Genomic DNA, 18,504 nt, shown 5'->3' with positions numbered 1-18,504 from the left:
CTCATTTTGTCTCCGCGGTCGCGGATCTCCTCGCTACAAATCCAACCACCAAGACGGCGAAATGTCCTTGCAAAGACGATTTGCATGGAACCGATTTTTCGCGGATTATTGCGACGTTATCATTATTCTTCGAAAGTTCTTCGAATGACCGATCTCGACACCATCGATCTTACGATTCTCAAGGTGCTGCAGGCCAATGCCCGCATCACCAACGCCGAACTTGCCGAAAAGATCGGCCTGTCGCCTTCGGCCTGTTCGCGCCGGCTCGACATCCTCGAACGGAGCGGCGTCATCGACGGCTATCACGCCCGGCTTTCGCACAAGGCGCTCGCCTACAAGATGATTGCCATCGTGCATATCTCGCTCTCGGGCCAGTTCGCCAAGACGCTGGCGGAATTCGAAGCGGCGGTGAAGCTCTGTCCGAATGTGCTCGTCTGCTACCTGATGTCGGGCGAATATGACTATATCCTCCGGGTCGCTGCCCGCGACCTCGAGGATTACGAACGCATCCATCGCGACTGGCTGTCGGCGCTTCCCCATGTGGTCAAGATCAATTCGAGCTTCGCGCTCAGAGAAATCATCGACAGGCCGAATGTGGGGCTTTGAGGCCTTGCTTATTTGCCGAATCCCTGCCCAGACTTTCGCAACGCGCAGGCGTTCCCGTTCAATGGCAAATCATGACATCGAAGACCCCCGGTTATATTTTCGCTCTGCTGGCGATCACCATCTTCTCTTTGCAGGACGCCATCTCGAAGCATCTGGCATCTGCCTACCCGCCGATCTTCGTGACGATGATTCGCTACTGGGCCTTCGCGCTGTTCACGATCATCCTCGCTTCGAAGATGCGCGGCGGCCTCAAGGCGACTGCCCGCACCAAGCGTCCACTTCTTCAGGTGGTGCGCGGCGTGCTGCTTGCCGTCCAGGTGGTTCTGGCCATCACCTGCTTCGCAGTGATTGGCCTTGCGCGCTCACAAGCGATTTTTTCCGCGACGCCAATCCTGATCGCGCTCCTGTCGATGCCGATCCTCGGCGAGCGGGTCGGCTGGCGACGGTGGACGGCGATCGCCGTCGGACTATTCGGGGTGCTGCTGATCCTGAGGCCGGAAGGCGAGTTTTTCGATGTGAAACTGCTTCTGGCCGTTCTTTCTTGCTTCAACTTCGCCTTCTATGTCATTGCCACCCGTCTCGCCAGCCGCGACGATTCGTCGATGACCAGCTTCTTCTATACCGGCGTCATCGGCGCCCTCACCATGACCATCGTCGGCCCATTCTACTGGAGCTGGATGTCCGTGGGAGACTGGGGCTGGATGGCGCTTGTTTGCGTGACCAGCATTTCCAGCCATTATTTCCTGATCCGCGCCTACGATCTTCTCGATGCCGCCGCCGTCCAGCCGCTGACCTATCTGTCACTAGTCTATGCCTCGATCATCGGTGTAACGATTTATGACGAAACGCTCAGTCTCAACACGATCATCGGCTCGATCATCGTTGTTGCCGCCGGCATTTTCACCGTCTGGCGCGAACATGTGGTGGGGCGCAGGACGGCTGCCGCCAATTGAGGTTTCACTGCAATTTTAGCCAAGCCCCTAAAACCATTTCAATTTTCCGGCGCTATGCTCCCTTCGCGACTAAGGGAGCCACCATGAGCAGCAACTTGAAAATCACGGCGCGGAAGGCAGATCGGAAGAATTGCCGTGTCTTCGGCAGCGTCAAATATCTGAACAGCGAAGTGGATGTCCGAATTCTCAACCTGTCGGTGACTGGCGCCGCCCTTGAGACGAAGGCGCCGCTCCATGCCGCTTCCGGCAGCAAGGTGCGCATCGAAGCCGAAAACCTTGGACTGCTCGAAGGCATCATCCGCTGGAAGCACAATGGCCGGATCGGCATCCAGTTCGACGTGAATTCGAATGCGCGGGCGCAGGTCTCCTCCTATTTCCGCTTCTTCCATCAGGAAATACGCCCCGTGCTGGCGGTGCGCCAACTGAGAGCCGCGACCAATATCGAGCGTCCGCCTCGTTCGGCGACGTTGACGCTGAAATCTTAAGGCTGCACCGCTTCTGTGGCAAAGGAGCGGCTGAAATCGTTTCAGCCGCTACTGGTTGACATTCACGTCGAGCGGAACGAGAGCTTTGCGTCTGCGGCAGGCCGGCGTCGACGTTGCCGATGTCGATGGAGCCAACCAATGCCGGCCCTGGATCCGCCCTCGATGGATTTGAGCCGGAGGGCTGTACCACGCATTGCATTTCGAAATCATTTCACCTTTCCTGTCGATCGTTTTGACGTCCTGTCATTTTCACAGTGTACTCCTCGCCAATTCGTCCTAATCCTGACCGGCCGGACGATTGCATGATCCTTGAAGGAGAGTTCCATGTCTTCCATTTTCGATGTCGGCGTCATGAGCCGCCGTTCCCTGCTTGGCGGTCTCGCCGCCACTTCCGCCCTGGTGCTACTGCACCCGTTCAGCGCCCGCGCCAGCGCCAACCAGGCGCATCTCCGGCTGATGGAAACGACCGACATTCACGTCAACGTCTTTCCTTATGACTATTACGCCGACAAGCCGAACGAAACGATGGGCCTGTCGCGCACCGGAACGATCATCGACAATATCCGCGCAGAGGCCGTCAATTCGCTGCTGATCGACAATGGCGACGTGTTGCAGGGCAATCCCATGGGCGACTACATGGCCTATCAGCACGGCATGAAGGACGGCGACATCCATCCTGTGATCAAGGCAATGAACACGCTCGGATACACGGTCGGGACACTCGGCAATCACGAGTTCAATTACGGCCTCGACTTCATGTTCAAGGTCCTGTCCGGCGCCAATTTCCCCTTCGTCTGCGCCAACCTGACCAAGGGCCAGCTCGCCTCGGATCCGAAGCAGGACGATCTCTTCTTCAAACCCTACATCATCGTGGAAAAGCAGATCAAAGACGGCGCCGGCAAGGAGAGCCCGGTCAAGATCGGCTTCATCGGTTTCGTACCGCCGCAGATCATGCTCTGGGACATCAAGAACCTCGAAGGCAAAGCGCAGACGCGCGACATCGTCGAGGCCGCCAAGGCCTGGGTTCCCGCGATGAAGGAAGCCGGCGCCGATGTCGTCATTGCGCTCTCCCATTCCGGCATAGACGGAGCCGCGCCGTCCGAAAAGATGGAAAACGCCTCGCTGCATCTCGCCGCCGTCGAAGGGATCGATGCGATCTTCACCGGCCACCAGCATCTCGTCTTCCCCGGCCCGAAGAGTTGGGACGGCATCGCCAATGCCGATCCCGTCAAGGGCACGCTGCATGGCAAACCCGCTGTCATGGCCGGGTTCTGGGGCTCGCATCTCGGCCTCATCGACCTTCTGCTCGAAAAGGACGGCAACAGTTGGAAGATCGTCGACTTCACCTCGGAAGCGCGGCCGATCTACCATCGCGACGACAAGAAGAAGGTGGTCGCCGACTACGCCGACAAAAAGGACGTGGTCGAAGCCGCCAAGGCCGAGCATGAGGCGACCCTCGCCTATGTCCGCACGCCGGTCGGCAAGACCTCCGCACCGCTTTATTCCTATTTCGCACTCGTCGCCGACGACCCTTCCGTGCAGGTCGTCAGCCAGGCCCAGACCTGGTACATCAAGCAGATGCTTGCCGACACCGAGTACAAGGATCTGCCGGTGCTCTCAGCGGCTGCCCCCTTCAAGGCCGGCGGGCGCGGCGGCGCCGATTACTATACCGATGTCCCGGCCGGCGATATCGCCATCAAGAACGTCGCCGACCTCTATCTCTATCCGAACACGGTGCAGGCTGTCGCGATTACCGGCGCCCAGGTGAAAAACTGGCTGGAAATGTCGGCCGGCATGTTCAATCACATCGACGTCGGGGCGAAGGATGCGCCGCTGCTCAATACCGACTTCCCGTCTTACAATTTCGACGTGATCGATGGCGTTGCATACCAGATCGACCTGTCGCAGCCGCCGAAATACGATTCCTCCGGTAAGGCGATCAATCCGGATGCCAACCGCATCCAGAACCTCACCTTCGACGGCAAGCCGATCGATCCGGCCCAGAAGTTCGTCGTCGTCACCAACAATTACCGCGCCGGCGGCGGCGGCAGTTTCCCCGAGATCGCTGCCGACAAGGTGATCTTCCAGGCGCCGGACACCAACCGCGACGTCATCGTGCGCTACGTCCACGAGCAGGGCACGATCAATCCGTCGGCCGATGCGAACTGGACCTTCAAGCCGCTGCCGGGCACGACGGTGACCTTCGAAAGCAGCCCCAAGGCGAAGCAGTTCCTCGCCGCGGTCAAGAGCGTCAAGATCGAGGACGCCGGCGACGGGGCCGACGGCTTCTCGAAGTTCAGGCTGCTTCTTTAACGGAAGGCATATCGACGAAGGCGCGGCTGCGCGCCTTCGTCATTCGGCCGCGAGCGGCGGAGCGGTGTCACGCAGCTCCGCCATCTCGGCATGGAAATCGGCCTGGTTCGGGCAATGGGAAAGCCGCGTGCGGAAGGCGTCGATCATCCAGCTGGCGGCAGGCCCTGGCGGATTGGCGAGCTGGCGCATCGAATAGATCGAATACTCGCCCTGTTCATAGGCATCCAGATCGAGATGGATGAGCGCGCCGCTGCGCAGATCGTCATGGATGACGGATGCCGGAAGACCGCCCCAGCCGAGCCCGGCCTTAATGAGCTGGTGCTTTGTCGCAATATCGCTGACGCGCCACGTCTTGTAGGACAGAACGTTGAAATCCCGCCCCTTCGTCCGACCTGACGCGTCGGTGACGACGAGTTGCACTTCCTCGCGCACGTCGCCGAGCATGAGCGGCCGGCCGATCGCGGCAAGCGGGTGGTCGGGCGCGGCGACCGGCACCATGAAGGAATGGCCGATTCGTTCCGTGACCATCGAATCGTCCGGCTTGAGCACCGCGCCGCCGATACCGACCGTCGCCTTGCCGCTCAGAACGAGATCCATGACCATTCCAAGTTCACCGACATTAAGGTTCAACGAAACGGTCGGGTATCTTTCGCGGAATTCGTGCAGCACGTCCACGACGGCCCGCGATGGCACCATAACGCTGATGGCGACGGAAACCTCGGCTTCGAGGCCCTCCCGCAGGCTCTTGACGCGCGCGCGCATGAGCTGCAGGTCGCCGAGAATGCGCCGCGCATCCTCGAGCATTGCCTTGCCCGCTTCCGTCAGCTTCGGCTGGCGCGCGCCGGAGCGCTCGAAAAGCGGCATTTCAAGCTGCGCTTCCAGATTGGCGATCGTATAGCTGACGACCGACTGCGCACGGTTGAGCGCGCGCGATGCGGCCGAAAAGCTGCCGGTTTCGGCAACGGTCAAAAACACCAGCAACTGGTCCAAAGTCGGGTTCGGAAGCATCTCATCCATTCTATCGATAGTTTCGATCGACATTATCACAGTTTTTTCGATAGCGGGCCAGACTTATTTTCCCCCTCGACACAGCGGCTCACTTCCCAGCAACGAGCCGTCCAATTCAATTCGAAAGGAAATGCAGCATGTCGTCCATCCTTCTTCTGACGTCCAGCCCGCGTGCCGACTCGCTCTCGACGCCGATCGCCGTCGACCTCGCCGAAAAGCTGAAGAACCAGAAGCCGGGCAGCGTCGTTGTTCGCCGCGACCTCGCCGCCAATCCGCTGCCGCACATCGATGACCTCTTTACCGGCGCGATCCGCAAGCCGGCGGAAGCCCGTACCGCCGAAGAGATCGCCGCGGTTAAAATCTCCGACGAACTCGTCGCCGAACTGTTTGCTGCCGACACGATCGTCATCAGCACCGGCCTGATCAACTTCAATATCTACTCGTCGCTGAAGACCTGGATCGACAATATCGCCCGCGCCGGCGTGACGTTCAAGTACACGGAAAGCGGCCCGGTCGGTCTCGTCGCAGGCAAGAAGGTTTATGTCGTTCTCGCCTCGGGTGGCGTCTACTCGCAGGGTCCGGCCGCTCCCCTGAACCATGCCGTGCCTTACCTGAAGTCGGTTCTCGGCTTCCTCGGCATCACAGACGTCGAAACCATCTATGTCGAAGGCCTCGCCTTCGGCCCGGAAGCCGCCGAAAAGGCCATTGACGCCGCCAAGTCGCGCGTCCAGGAAATCGCGCTGGCCGCCTGATCGGCTCTCCAACGCTTTGGTGTAATGCAACGGCCGGCCCTTCGCCGGCCGTTGTCATTTGTCGATAGCAGCGACAAAATCGCGGATCGTCTCGAGGATTTCGGCTGACAGCGCCTCATCGGAGGAAATCCTGGCAAGGCCGACGCCGCCAGCCATCATCGCGAAGGCCATGATCGCCTTGCGTCGCCTCTCCCCTTCATCCGCTCCTGCGGCCCTGCTCGCCAATCCCGCGAAATTGCGCCTGAGTCCATCCGTCGCGATCGCTCGCGCCTTCTCGCCGCTGCGCGATATATCGGAGGTTAGCGCTGCAAAAGGGCAGCCCTCGCCGGGATTGTCGCGGTGATAGGTGCTGACATAACGCTCGGCGATATCGGCAGCCGTCATCTCCGCCGGGTTGATCCCCTCGGTCTCCAACTTACGTCCCCATGAATCGAAAGCCGAATGGATCGCCTCGGCGACCAGATCGTCACGCGAAGCGAAGTGCTTGTAGAAGCCGCCGACGGTCAGCCCGGCCTCCTTCATCAGGTCGGCAACACCGATGCCGTCGAGTCCCGCTTCGCGCAGACGCCTGGACGCAGTCTCCACGATCTTCTCATGCGTCTTCTGTTTTTCCAGTTGCGTACGACCCATCGGCGCCTCTTGACTTATGTGGATTACAATCATAATCCTTGTAGATAACGATCATAATCTAGATCGTTGTCATTTCCAAGAGGAGCATGAATCATGCGTCTAAGAAACAAGGTCGCCCTAATCACCGGCGGCAATAGCGGCATCGGTCTTGCGACCGCCAAGGCCTTCATCGATGAGGGCGCCAAGGTCGTGATCACAGGTCGCAATCCGGAAACGCTCGCTGCCGCCGAAAAGTCTCTTGGGGGCAGCGTCGTGGCGCTGAACCTCGACGTTACCGATGTAATCGCCACCGAAAGGGCCTTCGCGCAAGCTGCCGCAAAGGTCGGTAGGTTCGACATCATCTTCGCCAATGCCGGTATTGGCGGCGCGACACCGCTCGGTGACACGTCGCCGGAGCAGTTCAATCGGATCATCAGCACCAATCTTACGGCCGTTTTCTTTACCGTGCAGGCGGCCCTGCCGCATCTCAACGACGACGCCTCAGTCATCCTCAACGGATCGGTGCATGCCGTGCTCGGCGCTCCCGGCTGGTCGGCCTATGCAGCGACCAAGGCCGCGGTCCGCGCGATGACGCGCAATATGGCCTCCGAGCTGGCGCCGCGCGGGATCCGCGTCAATCAGGTGACGCCCGGCGGCACGAAGACACCGATCTGGTCGCCGATGGCCCAGACGGAAGACGCGATGTCGGCGCTCGAGGCCCGCATCGGCGGCATGAGCCCGCTCGGGCGCATGAGCGAAGCCGACGAGATCGCCAAAGCCGCGCTCTATCTCGCCTCCGAGGACGCATCCAATGTCACCGGCATCGAGATTACCGTCGATGGCGGCATGACGAGCGCACCGTCCGGCGCCAAGATCTTCCGCGCCGCATGAATCAGCGAGGACCGGGCAAGTCGAGCTTGCCCGGCCTCGGTCAGCCATTCCTTACGCGGCGGACAACACGGGACAGGACGATTGTCCCACCAGGAACAGCAGGACGGAGACCAGCCTCAGGCTCGTCAGGACCAGAAGGGAATAGAACGGATCCTGATGACCACAGAGCCCGCCACGAACACCCGGCTCAGAATGGCGGCGGACATGAAGCCGATTGTTTTGATTCGTGCAACACTTCAAGCGCCTGCACCCGACCTGTCGCGTTGATCGGGAGACTGATCGGCTTAATCGAGCTTCACCACGCCGGATCGGCCGACGACGCAGTTGCGGCCGCTCTTCTTTGCCGCGTAAAGCCGGCCGTCGGCAGCCGACAGCACCGTGGTGAAGCTGGTGCCGTCCTCGTCGGCGGTCGCAACGCCGATAGAGACGGTGACCGGACTGCCATCCGGCGTCTTGACGCTGGTCGCGATCGTCCAACGCAGACGCTCGGCAAGCAACAGTCCTTCCTCGTGGTTCGTGCCGGGGCAGACGGCGACAAACTCCTCGCCGCCGAAGCGGAAGATGCGGTCGCTGGAACGCAGCGTTGTGCCGAGCCGGGCGGCGATCGATTTCAGCACGGCGTCACCCTGAAGATGACCGTAACCGTCGTTGACGTCCTTGAAGTGATCGGCGTCGATAATGAGAACGGTCGCAGACAGTCCCAGCCGCAGCGCCTCGCGCAACATCAACGGCGCTTCCAGCTCCATGCGCGTACGGTCATAGACGCCAGTCAGCATGTCGCGACCGGTGCGCTCCAGAAGATCATTGTAGCGCTCGCGGAATGTCAGATCGCCGAAGACGTCACTGATGGAGCGCGCGGCAGCATCGGCGCCGAGGCGGCGGATACGATATTCATAGATCGCAAACATTGCCCCATAGAGGCAGACGGAAAGCATCTTCGCCTTCCAACCACCCCAGAATACGGCGATCGGCACATCGAGGAAATAATGCAGCGCCGCGAAGAAGCCGACCTGGTCGAAGGTCAGCAGCGCGAAGCCGGAGATCATGAAACGCAGCACGACGCGCTTGCGGAAGAAATCGCCGAGTTTTTCGTAGAGCAGGATGATGCCGAGCGAATCGACATAGAGCAGCGCCGTGCCCCAGATCATCAGCCAACCCATCTCCTTCAGAAAATCGACGTCGGGCGTATGGTTAGACGATAGTTGCAGCGGCTGGTGCATTTGCAGCACCCAGGCGATGCCGACGGTCAGCAGGTTGCCGAGGAACAGGCCGTAGATCGGTTGGCGCACCGTGGCGGCATCCTCCCACAGGTACAGCATCAGGATCATCATCAGCTTGCCGGAGAAGAAAACGGATGAACCCGGCGACACATCCCCGAACGGCAGCGAGACGTAAAAGACCGCCGCCAGATAGGTCTCCATGAAATGCATGACGCCGAGCGCTGTCAGGAAGACCCCGAGACCGAGCCGATGGCGGAAGTGCAGAAGCGTCACCATCAGCATGAAATAGGCGATGGCTTCGACGATGAAGAGAACGAGGTTGAGCGCCTCCATCACGACACCTCGGCTGCAGACCGGCGCCGCGCGGATGCGGCGATCGCGGCTGCGGATCCTTTGATCGATCGTCCGAAAAAGTCACACACGAGGGCGCGTCCTGCAAATCCTGCAGGCCATAGCTTTCGCCGCAATCCTTTAAGATTGCGTGAGCGCGTTCTCATATTAGGGTTGACCGCTCAAGTCATACGATTGAAAAGCAAGGAATTTCGGTCCGGGGCCTCAGCCGGAACAGATCGCGCCTTCAGACCTGGCGAAGCTTCTCGCCGTCGCCGAAGAGCGACGGGCCATGCTGGTCGATGATCTGGTGCGCCTTGCGCACTGTGCACTCGATCGCGTCGTCGGAGGACGAGAAAAGATCGGCGCGGATGAAATTGCGCACCAGCACCTCGTCGCCGACCTTTTTTTCGATACGGCCGGCCAGTCGGTATTGGCTGCCTTCCTTGCGTGGCTCCGCATAGATCGTGCAGTCGCCATAAAGCTGCGGCTCGCCGGAAGGACCTGCCGCCTCCGAAGCGGTCTTGCCGCCAGAGAGCATCGAAAAGAGATTTGAAAGGAAGGAAGCCATGATCCGTCTCTAACACGGCGGCATCGCGCTCGCCAAGTCAAATGATCAGACTGGCGAGGATCTCGTTTTCGGTAATATCCTCGTAACCCATGCCGGCGGCTTCGAAATTTGCGATCAGCCGGGCGAAATTCTCCGGCGCCTTGCTTTCGATGCCTATGAGGATCGAGCCAAAATTGCGCGCCGATTTCTTCAGATATTCGAAGCGGGCGATATCGTCGTCGGGGCCGAGCAGACTTAGGAAATCCCTGAGCGCGCCGGGGCGCTGGGCAAGCCTGAGAATAAAGTATTTCTTCAGCCCTGCGTAACGCATGGCTCTTTCCTTTACGTCAGGCAAGCGCTCGAAATCGAAATTGCCGCCGGAAACGACCGCAACGACGGTCTTGTCGCGAATCGCATGGGCATCCATCGCGGCGATCGCGGTCAGCGACAGGGCGCCTGCCGGCTCCAGCACGACGCCCTCGACATTCAGCATCTCCTGGATGGTGACGCAGATGGCATTTTCGGGCATCAACTGCACTTGGCTTGCCGGGAAATCGCGCAGAGCGGCGAAATTCAGGTCGCCGATGCGGGCGACGGCCGCGCCATCGACGAAGTTGTCGACCTTGGCAAGCGTCGTCACCTGGCCGGCCTCGATGCTGCGCCTGAGGCTCGGCGCGCCGGCGGGCTCGGCAAAGACAAAGGCCGATTTCGGCACGATGCTTTCGAGGTAACCGGTAATGCCGGCGGCAAGGCCGCCGCCGCCGACCGGCAGCACGACCAAATCCGGCACCGTTCCTTCAGGCAATTGCTGCATGATTTCGGCGGCGACGGTCGCCTGCCCCTCGATGATATCGGCGTGATCGAAGGGCGGCACCATGACGCCGCCGATCGCCTCAACATGGTCACGTGCGGCCTGGTAGCACTGGTCGAAGAAATCGCCGATCAGCCGGATGGTGATGAATCCGGCGCCGAACATGCGGGTCTTGTCGATCTTCTGCTGCGGTGTCGTCACCGGCATGAAGACGACGCCCGGCACGCCGAAATGGCGGCAGACATAGGCGAAGCCCTGAGCGTGATTGCCGGCCGAAGCGCAGACGAAGGTCTTGCCGGCCGCCCCCTGCCCGATCGCTTTGCGGAAGAAATTGAAGGCGCCGCGGATCTTGTAGGAGCGCACCGGCGACAGATCCTCGCGCTTCAACCAGATATCGGCGCCATAGCGGGCGGAGAGATGGTCATTGAGCTGCAGTGGCGTTGCCGGAAACAGGCTGCGCATTGCCTCCTCGGCGCTTTCGACATCAAGTCTCGTCACGGGCGTGGTCCATTCCTAATGATAGCCAACGCCGCTATGGCACAGGCCGGCTGGCAAAAGAAAGCCCGCTCCGGCCATTTCCGGTTCGCTGACCGAGCCGCCGATATCCTGATGCCGGCCCCGGCCTCGGGAAGGCTTTCTTAAGCCCATCGCAAAATCGGCGGCGGATGAACTGATTTTAACTGTCAATGCAAAGGCCGGCCACTTATATGGAGCGATGATGATCTTCAAATTCGCAAAACCGCTGGCCTGGCTGCTGCTCGCCTTGATCCTCTTTGTCACGGTTTCGCCGTTGGGGCTGAGACCGCATACGGTCACGACCGTCGATACCGACCGCGGCGGCGCCTATGTGCTCCTCGGCCTCACCTTCGCGCTCGCCTATCCCAGACAGTGGAAACTGGTGGCCGTGCTGCTGATAGCAGGGGCGGCCGCCATCGAATACCTGCAATACTTCGCGCCGACCCGCCACCCCCGCCTGCATGATGCCGGCGTCAAGGCGATGGGGGCCGCGCTCGGCCTGCTGGCCGGCTGGGTGATCAACAGGTGGCGCGAAAGCAGGGGGTCGAGCCCCGTTACGCTCACCGAACGCTGACTATTACCCGGAACAGACCTAATCCGAAAATCCCAATTCGGAATTGGTACGGTTCGGCGGTGAGTAGGGTGTCCTTAGCGCGTCTGCTCGGACGCGCTAAGGACACTCTAGAAATCGCGCAATTGCATCGCCCACCAGAGCAGCGGTATTGCGGCCATCGCGGTTCCCAGCACAAGCGCTGCACCGGCCTTGAAGATCCGGACCCGCCGAACCTTGGCTCCACTCCAATCGTAAACCATCGTCTTACTCCCACAAGACAACACTTACTCAACTGTCGCGGCGCAATGCTTGCACTAAAAATGCGCTTGTCAAGCGATTGCTCGATTTATGCGCGATATACACGCATATTCAATGGAATTATGAAGTTAAGGCAGACGAGGCAAGCGGCGCATCTGTGCCCGTGGAGCGCCTAGCTAACGGACTGATGCGGATGCGAAGGTCGCCATTATTGCGCGGGGAAGCCGTCGAACCGATACAATTCCCATCCAAATCCGTCTTTCAGCAACAAGGTCGACTTCGGCAGCATTCGCGAAATGGTCTTCTCGGCCAACACGAACTTGGCTGCGCCTATGCGGTCAGTCAATAGCTCCTTTTTTTCGGTTACCCGGATGAAGTAACGAATGTTGTTGCGCGTGATAAAGGCATCCACATCGGCGTCAGATTCAGGAAATTTGTAAGGCGGCAGCAACCATCCCTTATCATGTCCTCCATTATAGGCCGCTGCATACAGAGTGCTGCCCGTATCGAACGGTTGGAAAACCGTCCTCAAATCATTCGCCGCAATGTAGCGGTAGAGAATGTAGCCTTCGCGCTGAGCGCCGAGAAAATCGTCAAGTTTCTGCCGGCCCAACAGAACATCCATCACTCCCTGCTCCATCCACGAATAGGGTTGCCCATGGGGGCGGGAGACATATCTGATGGCAGGAAAACAAAAAACAACAAGAGCGATCAGCGCCACGGCAAATACGAACAAATGCCCCTGGATAGCCTTGTGTCTGGTTCGCAGCCGCGCTGATATTTCGGCCATCAGCCCATCGGACTGAGCGGCTCTGCTCGTCGCAATGCTCTCCGCGATCAAGATGGCGCCGACGTAGGCAGTCGAAAAATACAACAGGTAAGCCGGCGTCGCCCATCGGATATGGTTGAACATGACAGTATACCAGATGACGAACATCGCGGCGGTCATTGCGGCAAGCACGAATATTCTTCTCGGCGAGACGATCAGGCCGCCGATAATAAGGATGAGAGCGACAATCGCGTACCGTCTGCGATCCAGAAACCAATCATGCAGGATGAAGAAAAAGTCATGCCAGCCCCGACGGGTCATCAGATCCGTGACGAAAACTCGGTTTGCCGGATCAAAGGGACGTCCCACGTCGAGGCGATAGCGCGCCATCCATTCATCCGAAAGTCCTGGATGTCCGAAGACGAAAGGATAGATCGGGTTGCCGAGCGCAATAAGGTTTTTAGCGTACCAGTAGCCTGCAAGGCACAAAAAGGCGGCAAGGCATGTCAGGAACAGCGACAATGTCAATTTACCGCGACAGATCGAAGGCAACAGCGCCAAGCCGATCAACCCCACCATTTGAAGCTCGGTATATTTGCCGCCAACGGCTCCACCCAGGACCAAAGCGCAGGAGACGAGCTCCGAAGGTCGCGAGGTTTCAAAGTAGCGCCAAAGAAAAAGGACGGCCGCGACCGAAAAACACGATCGCGGAAGATCTGTCAAAGGAACCGCAGCACCCGGCGTGAAAAACGGCTGGAGCGCGATCAGGAGGAAAACCAGCAACAATCCGGCGGCCCGCCAGCGGGGTGCGCAACTTGCCAGCAACAACAGGAATCCGAGGAAAATCGCTCCGTTAATCAGACCTGCCGCGAGCCAGTGATCCACGAACAGCAAGACGCAGGCGAAAAGCAGGTTGAAGAAAAGCGGTATGTTTCCGTAAAAATTACTATCAATCTGCGGCGTCACAAAGCCGCCGTGGGAAACGATGCTTTGGGCGAGCGGAATTTGAAATGCCCAGACGTCGGCCGATCCCGCCGGGAAAAGCGCCGTAATCGATATGATGCACGCTAGACCGACAAATGCGGCAGTGGCCAACAGGGGAAAAGGATCGCCGTTGGCAGTCGCCCGCACGCCCACCATCGCCAAATTGCGCAGGTCGACAAGAACACCCAGCAAGTCATTCCGGCGCCAGACCATTAAAATGGCGACGACCGGCAACACGATCTCCACGCGCAGCAAATGAATCGCCCCGAACACGGTTGCCAACCCACCGACGAGAGCAAGTCCGGGCAATACGCCGCTCAAGAGCAGGTCCGTGCCGTCGTGAACGGGTGGATTAACGCCACGATTCAATCGAAGCACAAGGGCGCGATGCAGGGTGAGGCCGAAGAGTAAAATCGCGACCACGGCAAGCCAGGCGGCAAGGACGGTCATGGCCTGATGCTACTCCCGGCTGGTGCGCTTCTCCGCTTCACTGGCTGCATGAACGCGAGCGCGCGAGCGACCTGACTGGAACGTATCCGGGCGGCGGAAATTCGGCTGAACATAGGGTAACACTGAAAATTGTAGGAGATTTGCACGTCCACCCAACCGCATTGTCGCTTTTGGACCGCCATAGCTTGTAAACTGTGAGACTGCAATCCGGAACCTTGAGGTTATGTACCAATGGCAGTGTCTTGTCATTACAAGCCGTGACGTTGAGCGTGTCGGCTGAGGCCCTCAAATCTATTTGATGGTGGCCGCTGCGGGAATCGAACCCGCACGGGCGTAGCCCGAGGCATTTTAAGTGCCTTCCGTCTACCAATTTCGGCAAGCGGCCTGCTTTTGGATCCATGCAACGCGCGACTCAATATTGAGCCGCGCGCCATCGCCTATATCAGGCTTCTTATCGCACGAACAAGGCAGGGGCGCTCACCCATAGCTGTTCTGCTCAAGTCTCAAGGCGCAGGCAGACAACGGAAGAGGCGCAGCAAGCCACGGCTGCCGCCCCTTGATCATTTCGGCATTAAGATGAGGCAAGCTTGGCGATCTGAGCGCCCGGATCTCGGAAGTCTGGCGCGAGCCGTCGCCGTTGGTGATGGTTGACGCGCCGTAGGGCGAGCCGCCCTTGACTTCCTCGGTGCTCATCTGGCCCTGGGAGGCGTAAGGCAGGCCGGCAACGACCATGCCCTGGTGCAGGAAGGTGGGGATGAAGCCGAGGATGGTCGATTCCTGGCAGCCGTGCTGGGTTGCCGAAGAGGTGAAGACCGAACCGATCTTGCCGACCAGGCTTGCCGGCGAACCAGAGGTGTCCAGGGCATGCGCGTCGTGGGGCGGTTCAATAAAAAGCAACTCTCGCAGATGAGCGAGAAGCGGACGCGCAAAGGTTTCAGCATGAATGTCATCTCTGGCGCCGCTGATGTAGGTGAGCCTCGATTGCGCTGCCCCGGTAACAGCTTTGATCGCCGCGCGGCCAGGATTCGGATGCGCGCCTGCGCCGCGTCCCCATTGTAACGTCTTGAAACCGCAGCAAGAAGGTGATCCCAAACGCCAGCTCTGTCCTGGTTAGTTAGCCTAGAAATCATAGCATAACCTCTACCACGTATGAGCTTGTTGAATTTCGTAGCATAGTGGGACAAAGTTCCGGCGCAAGGACATCGTTTGCGGCTTCTGCTGGTAGAATACGCAAACTGCACTTCATATAAACGCCGGGCCGTGGGTGGCTTAAAGGGCAAAATGGCTTTTGTACTCAAGACATTCGGTAGGTTGCAGCTCGTTGACGGAGACGGGAATGATGTAGCGCTTCCCGAGAAAGGCCTGTTGCTTCTCGCATATTTGCTTACAACCGATGAAGGGTCCGCGGATCGAACAACATTGGTCAGCTTTCTGTGGGGCGACGCCGATAGGGACGATACGCTTGCGACTTTGCGTAAGTTGATTTCGAGAATGAAGGCCCGTCAAATTGAACTCGGAATTAATTTCCTTTCATCCCAGGGTAACATGGTCACCCTTGATAGGGAGTCTCTGTCTTCCGACATTCTGTTATCCGAGACGGAGGAAGGGGTTGAACCGTTCTCGCGGCTTAAGCGACTCGTGAAGCTCATGGACCAGCCTTTTCTGGGGCGGGTTCACAGTCATAGCCGCCGGTTTCAACGGTGGCTCGCCGAGCGCGAAAATTGCCATATCGCGCTCCTCGGAAATACGTTGAAAACGGCGTCCCGACTGGCGCAGTCGCCGAAGGAAATCGAACTCCTGAAGAAAGCTGCAGTGATTCTCTTTCGGACGGAGCCGAAGGATCCAAATACGCTGCAAATGCTCATAGAGATATTCCAGGCGGAAGAGGAAGTTGCGTCCCTTCGGACCTACTTTGAACAGCGGCGGAATGCGATTTTGCGAGGGATCGCGGCGCGCACGAGATCCGATGACGGTGGCGGAAATTCGCTCGGCCCGACACAAGCGTCTTCACAGCCGAAACTCGCGGCCGCAGTCCTTGAACCCCAAGATATCCGGATTGCAATTCCCCGCCTGGTGCTGCTTCCGCCCAAGAATCAATCAGTCCGACCCCAAGCCGGTTTTCTAGCCGCGTCTTTGATCGAAGATATCACAATCGGATTTTGCGCCTTCAACAGCCTAGAGGTCATAGCGCCGTATTCGGCGGTTCAAATCGGCCACCAGCTGGAGACGCAGAAGGCCTTCTTTGAAAGGCATTGCGTCAATTATATCCTCGACACCCGGATCAGCAATACGGGCGATGAAGTCACCCTGTTCGCCCAACTGATCTTTTTCGACCAAAATCAAATTGTTTGGGCGGAAAGATTCAACATCGACCAAATGGCTCTGGTCAAAGACCGGAGAACCGTCGCCCGACGGATCGCGCTTTCCGTGTGTAGTGAAATTGAACGCCACGAGGCGTTGCGCGAAGATCTGAACCCAGTCGCTTATCATCACTATCTTGTCGGCAGGCGGCATCTGACGCGGTTGACGCTTCCGAACCTGCGGCGTGCGCGTAAAGAAATGAAAGCCGCCCTCGGCGTCAGCCCTGATTTTGCACCCGCGCTGAGTTCGATGGCGCGGACCTACTCGAAGGAATGGTTGCTGACCGCCCGAGGTGATATCGAGCTTTTGCAAACGGCGGAGACTTTGGCAAGGCAGGCCACCGCGACGCGTTCGGACTTCGCCGACGGGTATCGCGAGTTCGGGGTCGCCAAACTGTTGCAGGGCGCATTTGACGAAAGCGCCGAGGCGATGGAAGTGGCGGAGAGCCTTGCTCCACATTACGCCGACGTGATAGCCGACTACGCAGACACGTTGGTTCATTGCTCGCTCCCCGCCATGGCCTTGCGAAAGATCGAGCGAGCCATCGAGTTGAACCCGCTTGCTCCCGACACCTATTTTTGGACCGCGGCGGGAGCAAATTTCGCCCTCGGGGATTTTGAAGATTCCCTGGATTACATTGGGCAAATGGCCGATCCGAGTCTGGCGGACAGGCTATCAGCCGCGAGCTGGGCGATGTTGGGCCGTCAGGACAAAGCTCGGGTTTTCGTCAGGAGGTTTCGCGAAGGCAACCCGGACTTCGATGTGGACAAATGGTTGTCTGCGGTTCCAAGTAAAGAACAATGGCATAAAGATCTTTATCGTGAAGGCCTGAAGAAAGCTGGATTTTAAACATCAATCGTTGGAGGAAAAAATATGACTACCGTTGTTGTTATTAGCATTGAAGGTCGGGACGGGCTCTGGATCGCTGATCTGGACAACGGCACTGTTGTTCCTCTCCCGGAGCCCAAATCGGGCGATCTGAAAGTGGTGACCGATCTTCGCTCGACCGGGACAATTTTGACGAAGGGCGTGAATATAGCTGTGGTTGTTAAGTCTGCCGAGGCCGCCCTTTCGGGCCACTATGATGGCTAAACGCGCATAGACTTTAGAGGCGCCGCGCTGGACAGCGGCTGAGATTACCGCTCGCGGTCCCTGCACCAAACAGGCGCCGTAAAGGCCGTTGTCACGCCATTGGGCCGCCAGTTCCTCAGGGATAACAAAAAGACGCGGTGGGTTCGCACCCACCACGCCTCTTTCGTTCCGACATCAAAGATCAGGCAAGCTTGGCAGCAAGCTTGGCGATGTGAGCGCCCTGGTATTTCGCGCCTTCCAGTTCGATCTCGGAAGGCTGGCGCGAGCCGTCGCCGTTGGTGATGGTTGACGCGCCGTAGGGCGAGCCGCCCTTGACTTCCTCGGTGCCCATCTGGCCCTGGAAGGCGTAAGGCAGGCCGGCAACGACCATGCCCTGGTGCAAGAAGGTAGGGATGAAGCCGAGGATGGTCGATTCCTGGCCGCCGTGCTGGGTTGCCGAAGAGGTGAAGACCGAACCGATCTTGCCGACCAGCTTGCCGGCGAACCAGAGGCCGCCCGTCTGATCCCAGAAATTGCGCATCTGCGAGGCGACCGTGCCGAAGCGGGTGCCGGCGCCGACGATGATCGCGTCATAATCCGCCAGTTCGTCGACGGTGGCGATCGGGGCGGCCTGATCGACCTTGTAATGGGATGCCTTGGCGACGTCTTCCGGAACCAATTCCGGAACGCGCTTGACGGTGACGTCGGCGCCGGCCGATTCCGCGCCTTCGGCGACGGCATAGGCCATGGTTTCGATATGGCCGTAAGCCGAGTAATAAAGAACGAGAACTTTCGCCATCTTCTATTCTCCTTGGGAACAGTGGGTGAATTTCGTGACCGGTGGACTTCTACCAGCCCCAACGGCCGGACGCAGCCCAACGGCGAAGAACTCAGTGTTCAACACCTGTAGACGAAAATTCACTTGCGGTTTTGATATCGCCGAACGTGACGTATCGGTCGTTTCAAAAAACCGCTTACACTTTTCCACTTCGTCTTCGAGTGTTTGCAATACCG

General features: G+C 58.9%; 18 protein-coding genes, 1 tRNA gene and 2 pseudogenes. 9 read left to right on the top strand and 12 right to left on the bottom strand.

Features of this window, described 5'->3' with window-relative positions:
* Positions 1-144: 144 nt before the first annotated feature.
* From J2J99_RS09175 to J2J99_RS09160, 4 genes are all read left to right on the top strand, one after another.
* Entirely contained in the window at positions 145-606 is a 462-nt protein-coding gene (locus J2J99_RS09175; RefSeq protein WP_168294916.1) for an Lrp/AsnC family transcriptional regulator, read from the top strand.
* 71 nt (positions 607-677) lie between these two features.
* Positions 678-1,559, top strand: a complete 882-nt coding sequence (locus J2J99_RS09170) for a DMT family transporter (RefSeq protein ID WP_168294917.1) — start codon at positions 678-680, stop codon at positions 1,557-1,559.
* Between the two features lie 83 nt (positions 1,560-1,642).
* Positions 1,643-2,044 carry a PilZ domain-containing protein gene (locus J2J99_RS09165; RefSeq protein WP_168294918.1) on the top strand — a complete coding sequence of 134 codons (402 nt, stop codon included), beginning with the start codon at positions 1,643-1,645 and terminating at the stop codon, positions 2,042-2,044.
* A 324-nt stretch (positions 2,045-2,368) separates the two neighbouring features.
* On the top strand, positions 2,369-4,357 hold the full coding sequence (locus J2J99_RS09160; RefSeq protein WP_168294919.1) for a bifunctional 2',3'-cyclic-nucleotide 2'-phosphodiesterase/3'-nucleotidase: 1,989 nt from the start codon (positions 2,369-2,371) through the stop codon (positions 4,355-4,357).
* Between the two features lie 39 nt (positions 4,358-4,396).
* Here the strand turns inward: J2J99_RS09160 and J2J99_RS09155 are convergent, their stop codons facing one another.
* Positions 4,397-5,365 carry a LysR family transcriptional regulator gene (locus tag J2J99_RS09155; protein WP_168294967.1) on the bottom strand — a complete coding sequence of 323 codons (969 nt, stop codon included), beginning with the start codon at positions 5,363-5,365 and terminating at the stop codon, positions 4,397-4,399.
* A 137-nt stretch (positions 5,366-5,502) separates the two neighbouring features.
* Between J2J99_RS09155 and J2J99_RS09150 the strand changes: the two genes are divergently transcribed.
* Entirely contained in the window at positions 5,503-6,117 is a 615-nt protein-coding gene (locus J2J99_RS09150; RefSeq protein ID WP_168294920.1) for an FMN-dependent NADH-azoreductase, read from the top strand.
* A gap of 54 nt (positions 6,118-6,171) precedes the next feature.
* Here the strand turns inward: J2J99_RS09150 and J2J99_RS09145 are convergent, their stop codons facing one another.
* Complete coding sequence (locus J2J99_RS09145) at positions 6,172-6,747, bottom strand: TetR/AcrR family transcriptional regulator (protein WP_168294921.1); 576 nt, start codon at positions 6,745-6,747, stop codon at positions 6,172-6,174.
* A gap of 93 nt (positions 6,748-6,840) precedes the next feature.
* On the opposite strand from J2J99_RS09145, the gene J2J99_RS09140 reads away from it, so the two are divergent.
* Positions 6,841-7,617 carry an SDR family NAD(P)-dependent oxidoreductase gene (locus J2J99_RS09140; protein WP_168294922.1) on the top strand — a complete coding sequence of 259 codons (777 nt, stop codon included), beginning with the start codon at positions 6,841-6,843 and terminating at the stop codon, positions 7,615-7,617.
* Positions 7,618-7,901: 284 nt separating this feature from the next.
* Here the strand turns inward: J2J99_RS09140 and J2J99_RS09135 are convergent, their stop codons facing one another.
* The 4 genes from J2J99_RS09135 to J2J99_RS09120 form a co-directional block, all read right to left on the bottom strand.
* Positions 7,902-9,173, bottom strand: a complete 1,272-nt coding sequence (locus J2J99_RS09135; protein WP_207600960.1) for a GGDEF domain-containing protein — start codon at positions 9,171-9,173, stop codon at positions 7,902-7,904.
* Positions 9,174-9,414: 241 nt separating this feature from the next.
* Entirely contained in the window at positions 9,415-9,738 is a 324-nt protein-coding gene (locus J2J99_RS09130; protein WP_168294924.1) for an HlyU family transcriptional regulator, read from the bottom strand.
* A 37-nt stretch (positions 9,739-9,775) separates the two neighbouring features.
* On the bottom strand, positions 9,776-11,026 hold the full coding sequence (gene ilvA, locus J2J99_RS09125; RefSeq protein ID WP_168294925.1) for a threonine ammonia-lyase: 1,251 nt from the start codon (positions 11,024-11,026) through the stop codon (positions 9,776-9,778).
* Positions 11,027-11,041: 15 nt separating this feature from the next.
* The gene (locus J2J99_RS09120; protein ID WP_168294926.1) at positions 11,042-11,257 is read right to left on the bottom strand and encodes a hypothetical protein; all 216 of its coding nucleotides are present in this window, start codon (positions 11,255-11,257) and stop codon (positions 11,042-11,044) included.
* On the opposite strand from J2J99_RS09120, the gene J2J99_RS09115 reads away from it, so the two are divergent.
* Positions 11,244-11,618 (top strand): VanZ family protein, encoded by a 375-nt coding sequence (locus J2J99_RS09115; RefSeq protein WP_168294927.1) that lies wholly within the window; start codon positions 11,244-11,246, stop codon positions 11,616-11,618. The genes J2J99_RS09120 and J2J99_RS09115 overlap by 14 nt on opposite strands.
* Before the next feature lie 107 nt (positions 11,619-11,725).
* On the opposite strand, the gene J2J99_RS34460 is transcribed toward J2J99_RS09115, so the two are convergent.
* The 5 genes and pseudogenes from J2J99_RS34460 to J2J99_RS34680 all read right to left on the bottom strand — a co-directional run.
* The gene (locus J2J99_RS34460; protein WP_259664534.1) at positions 11,726-11,857 is read right to left on the bottom strand and encodes a hypothetical protein; all 132 of its coding nucleotides are present in this window, start codon (positions 11,855-11,857) and stop codon (positions 11,726-11,728) included.
* A 206-nt stretch (positions 11,858-12,063) separates the two neighbouring features.
* Positions 12,064-14,058: a hypothetical protein gene (locus J2J99_RS09110; RefSeq protein ID WP_168294928.1), complete on the bottom strand. Its 1,995-nt coding sequence runs from the start codon at positions 14,056-14,058 to the stop codon at positions 12,064-12,066.
* Positions 14,059-14,357: 299 nt separating this feature from the next.
* Positions 14,358-14,443, bottom strand: a tRNA-Leu gene (locus J2J99_RS09105).
* 221 nt (positions 14,444-14,664) lie between these two features.
* Positions 14,665-14,917 (bottom strand): annotated as a pseudogene (locus J2J99_RS33915) (NADPH-dependent FMN reductase family protein); the annotation flags it as partial.
* A 101-nt stretch (positions 14,918-15,018) separates the two neighbouring features.
* Positions 15,019-15,150, bottom strand: a pseudogene (locus tag J2J99_RS34680) (YcaO-like family protein); the annotation flags it as partial.
* Positions 15,151-15,339: 189 nt separating this feature from the next.
* Here J2J99_RS34680 and J2J99_RS09095 point away from each other — a divergent pair.
* Both J2J99_RS09095 and J2J99_RS09090 read left to right on the top strand, forming a co-directional pair.
* Positions 15,340-17,268: a hypothetical protein gene (locus J2J99_RS09095; RefSeq protein WP_168294930.1), complete on the top strand. Its 1,929-nt coding sequence runs from the start codon at positions 15,340-15,342 to the stop codon at positions 17,266-17,268.
* 24 nt (positions 17,269-17,292) lie between these two features.
* Positions 17,293-17,511, top strand: a complete 219-nt coding sequence (locus J2J99_RS09090) for a hypothetical protein (protein ID WP_168294931.1) — start codon at positions 17,293-17,295, stop codon at positions 17,509-17,511.
* A gap of 181 nt (positions 17,512-17,692) precedes the next feature.
* On the opposite strand, the gene wrbA is transcribed toward J2J99_RS09090, so the two are convergent.
* The gene (gene wrbA, locus J2J99_RS09085) at positions 17,693-18,289 is read right to left on the bottom strand and encodes an NAD(P)H:quinone oxidoreductase type IV (RefSeq protein ID WP_168294932.1); all 597 of its coding nucleotides are present in this window, start codon (positions 18,287-18,289) and stop codon (positions 17,693-17,695) included.
* Positions 18,290-18,504 lie beyond the last annotated feature (215 nt).

The organism is Rhizobium binae (genome assembly GCF_017357225.1).
GTDB classification, from domain to species: Bacteria; Pseudomonadota; Alphaproteobacteria; order Rhizobiales; family Rhizobiaceae; genus Rhizobium; species Rhizobium binae.
This window is presented reverse-complemented; position numbering and strand designations above follow the sequence as displayed.